Origin of the sequence: Halorubrum sp. SP9 (assembly GCF_005435015.1) — an archaeon.
Classification (GTDB): Archaea; Halobacteriota; Halobacteria; order Halobacteriales; family Haloferacaceae; genus Halorubrum; species Halorubrum sodomense.
This window is the reverse complement of sequence record NZ_SGXU01000756.1, coordinates 1-223: the sequence shown is the minus strand read 5'-3', so window position 1 is coordinate 223 and position 223 is coordinate 1. Positions and strand designations below refer to the sequence as shown.

The 223-nt window shown below is 64.1% G+C and carries 1 pseudogene; it reads left to right on the top strand.

Annotated features, from left to right (window positions below):
• Nucleotides 1-223 (top strand): annotated as a pseudogene (locus EXE45_RS20230) (signal peptidase I); the annotation flags it as partial.

The window sequence follows — 223 nt, the reverse complement described above, 5'->3', positions numbered from 1 at the left end:
GTTCCGGCTCGCGGGGAGACTGCCTCAACGGCGGTCACGCTCCACGCGCCCGAAGAGACGGGTGCGTACATCAGATCGGTCTCAGAGTGGCAGTACGTTCAGTTCCTCCCCGCGTCAGTTATTTTCTCGCTTCACGCGGTCCACCCGTTTCTCGCCGTCGCCGCGATCGACGCCGTGATCGTCGCGGTGGTGACGGTTGTGTACATCCTCGCGGTCGGGCTCA